This is a genomic window from Planktothrix sp. FACHB-1355, assembly GCF_014748295.1.
Lineage (GTDB): Bacteria > Cyanobacteriota > Cyanobacteriia > Cyanobacteriales > Aerosakkonemataceae > Aerosakkonema > Aerosakkonema funiforme_A.
Map to the genome: position 1 here is coordinate 1 of NZ_JACJUP010000724.1, position 3662 is coordinate 3662.

Sequence of the window (3662 nt, forward strand, 5' to 3'; positions counted from 1 at the left end):
TCGTATTGTTCCAATCTTTGAATAATCAGCACGGATGCAATTAAATCTTTAAATGGAACGTTAGAAGCTACAATCACAACGGAACCGTATTCGCCAACAGCACGAGCAAATCCCAAGGCGACACCAGTTAAAAGTGCTGGCATCAACGGGGGTAAAACTACACGCCAAAATGTTTGCCATTGAGATGCGCCCAAAGACCAGGAAGCTTCTTCAATTTCCTTTTCCATTTGTTGCATCACCGGCTGCAAAGTTCTCACTACAAATGGCAAGGAAATAAACAGCATTGCGACACCTACTCCTAAGCGAGTAAAGGCTACTTTTATTCCCAACGGTGCTAGCAGAGAACCGATCCAGCCGTTTTCGCTGTACACAGTTGCTAAGGTTAAACCAGCAACGGAAGTCGGTAAGGCAAAAGGTAAGTCGATCGCAGCTTCAACAAATCGCTTTAAGGGGAAATCGTACCTGACTAAAACCCATGCAATTAAAAAGCCAAATACTCCGTTAATTGCTGCTGCAATCAAGGATGTCACAAAAGTAACGTCATAGGTAGCCAGCGCTACGGGAGTGGTAGCAATTCTCCAAAAGTTAATCGGACTTTCTGTACTTGCTTTTAATATCAGCGCCGATACGGGCAATATTAGCATTACTGTAAGATAGCCCAGCGTAATTCGCCACGGCCAGGAAAGTTTGCCTACCTGATACAGATAGTTTTTCCAAGCGGGAGTCGATGCGGGATGAACAGATACACTCATAAGTCTTTCTTCGCGGTTAATTTTTACTTGCTAATTGCTTGCCGATCGCGGTTTATTGTTGATTTTTTATTTCCAGACAATATAACTTTGAACTATGAGCAATTAATTTCTAAAATTTTTACCTTTAGCTGCCAAAGGTAATCAAGAGCGGATTGAATTTGTTGAGGTGTGCCCTGTAATTCTAGATCGAATAACCCATTTCCTATGTTACTATTTTCTAGCATTGCCTCTGTAATATTGAATGTTAGACCATATTCGGAGGTTAGGCGGGAAATTACAGGTTCTTCTTGATAATTTTGAGGAATCTCTATTTTAATTCGCTTCTTCGTCGAGCTAACCGGTTCCAGAGGACGCTCTGGGATGTTCTGCAATCTGCTATCTGTTTGAGGGGCGAATTCAAACAACGCTTCGGTACAGAGGTTTTGTGGTTCTAAAAAATAAATGCGATCGTCCAGCCTGCTTTTCTCCCTCAGACTTTCCCGAATCATCCAAACAGGCCATAATAACGTCAGCGCAAAGCTTTTTAACGGCATTTGCTGGCTTTGCAATTCTTTTGGCGCAACCTGTTTTTTGGCATTCTTCAGAAAAGCTAAATAGCAAAAAAAGCCAGAAAATGTGTAACTTATGGCTAGATAGCCGACGAAGATGGCAGTCACGGTCAGCTCCTTTTTTCAGCAAGCGTTGAGTAGGGTCGGGGGTGTGGCGGAGATTCCTATCCACGCTACACCCCCATTCAGTCATTATTTGCCAGACTGAATTTTGTCAAAAACTGCGCCATCATCAAAAAACTTCTTCTGGATTTCATCCCAACCACCCAAATCTTGTGCGGTGAAGAGAGTTTTGATTTTGGGAAATTGATTGGCTACTTCTTGTTCCACTGTGGGATCGACGGGTCGGAAGCCAACTTTGGTAAATTCTCGTTGGGCTTGTGGGGTGTACAAAAACTGGACAAATGCCTCTGCAACTGCTCTGGTGCCGTGTTTATCGACGTTTTTATCTACAACGGCGACGGGATTGTCGATCGAGATATTGACGTCGGGGACAACGTAAGGAAGTTTTTCTCCGTTTAACCCAGCCAGAATTACTTCGTTTTCATAGTTGATCAAGACATCGCCCTGACCTTGTTTGAAAAAGGCATCGCTGGCTTCGCGAGCATCTCTGGGTAGAACGGGCACATTTTTGTAGACTTTAGTGACAAATTCTTCGGCTTTGGCATCGTCACCGCCAGTTTTGGTTACCGAACCCCACAAACCCAAGAAGTTCCAGCGTGCGCCACCGGAAGTTTTGGGGTTGGCAGTAATCACTTTTACGTCATCTTTTGCCAAATCTGCCCAAGTTTGAATTTTTTTGGGATTACCGTCGCGGGTGACTAAGGCGGCGACAGATTTGGTGACGATCGCATTGTTGGCAGCTTCGCTTTCCCATCCCGGTAAGATCAATCCAGCTTGCTCAACTTTTTTGGTATCCAGCGCTAAAGCTAACGCCACTACATCTGCTTCCAAACCATCAATTACTGCACGCGCTTGCGAACCAGACCCGCCATAGCTTTGGTTGAAGGTCACATTTTGATTGTGTTCCTGTTTCCACTTGGCTGCGAACTGGGGAATTATTTTTTCATAGGCGGCGCGGGTGACTGCGTAGGAAACGAGGGTCAGTTCGATGTCGCCAGATTTTCCAGCTGGGCTGGCTGCACCTGTCGATGTGGCGCTGGGGCTGGTATTGTTAGGAGAGCAGGATGCGATCGCGGCACTTATACTCACACCCACTAAGAATAAGCACACGAAGCCCTTTAAAGAACTAAACCTTAACTTGCCTCTCAACTGCTGTTCCCACCAATTTCTTGTGTACCTCCATAACTCTGCTGCTCGACGAGTCACCGGCTCAACTGCCGATAACCCTGGTTTTTTTCTACCCTGCCACAGACCCATCCAAATATTCTCCTTAGAATCTACGGTTAATTGCTAGGAATACCGTATTTAAGCTTATGACTTTAGATCGTAACCAGGCTGCGGCAAAAACGCAATGGGTATTTTTAAAGGTTTGGGATCGGGCCCAGTAGCGGTTGCTCCGATCGATTTGTGCGATCGTTCCGCGAAAGGAGCTAAAAACTGCTCTGTTTGCCCGAATTAAGCTACCGATCGCGCCAAGGCATCTACTGTGTGAGAGAGTAGGGGCGCAACTATTTGTTAGACTGCATCACATACTACATCGATTAAAATTTAGCATCATTCGATCGAAGTAGAGATGCGATCGGAACCAGATTTACTTTTTAGCTAGAGTAATGTAATCGATGAATAAATGGAACGACTACCCTAATATCGATGCAACCTCTCAAGTATATTGTTTCCAAAATTCCCAAAAAAATACCGCTGCGCCAAGTCCTGCTTATACCCTTTGCGATCCAAATATTCGGCGCAGTTGGGCTGACAGGGTATCTCTCATTTCACAACGGACAGAAAGCAGTTAATGACCTCGCAAGCCAACTGCACAACGAAGTAAGCGTCCGCATTCAGCAGAAAATCGCTAATTATTTGGATGCACCTCGTAAAGTGAATCAAATAAATATAAAGGCTATGCGTGGCGGTTATTGGAGTATAGAGGACTTTGACAGCCAGAGAAAACAGTGCTGGGAGTTGGTGCAGATATTCTATCCTTCGGTAAATCTTTGTGGCTTTGGGAGCAATCAGGGGTTAAACACATCAGTTGAACGGGTAGGAAACGATTTTTTACTGAACACAACGGATAAGGTTAGTCGCGACTTTCGTACTTATGCCCTGGATCGTGAGGGGAATCCAACCAAACTGCTTAGTGCGGTCAAAAATTATGATGCTCGAAACAGACCTTGGTATATAGCTGCACAGCGAGCGGGCAAATCTGTGTGGAGCTCAGTTTTTCCACACTTTGTCAATA

At 44.9% G+C, this 3662-nt stretch carries 3 protein-coding genes and 1 pseudogene; 1 reads left to right on the forward strand and 3 read right to left on the reverse strand.

Annotated elements, in window-relative coordinates:
* From cysT to H6S82_RS23765, 3 genes are all read right to left on the reverse strand, one after another.
* Positions 1-752: sulfate ABC transporter permease subunit CysT (cysT, locus tag H6S82_RS23755; protein ID WP_191056809.1), on the reverse strand; the 752-nt coding region annotated here is incomplete at its 3' end.
* Positions 753-844: 92 nt separating this feature from the next.
* Positions 845-1408, reverse strand: a complete 564-nt coding sequence (locus tag H6S82_RS23760; protein WP_322111923.1) for an NIL domain-containing protein — start codon at positions 1406-1408, stop codon at positions 845-847.
* An 84-nt stretch (positions 1409-1492) separates the two neighbouring features.
* Positions 1493-2680, reverse strand: a complete 1188-nt coding sequence (locus tag H6S82_RS23765; protein ID WP_190465849.1) for a sulfate ABC transporter substrate-binding protein — start codon at positions 2678-2680, stop codon at positions 1493-1495.
* A gap of 393 nt (positions 2681-3073) precedes the next feature.
* Here H6S82_RS23765 and H6S82_RS23770 point away from each other — a divergent pair.
* Positions 3074-3662 (forward strand): annotated as a pseudogene (locus tag H6S82_RS23770) (hypothetical protein); the annotation flags it as partial.

What these genes read in the sequence shown, in the direction of transcription:
- H6S82_RS23765 (WP_190465849.1), bottom strand. Translation starts at nt 2,680, where the DNA reads ATGGGTCTGTGGCAGGGTAGAAAAAAACCAGGGTTATCGGCAGTTGAG.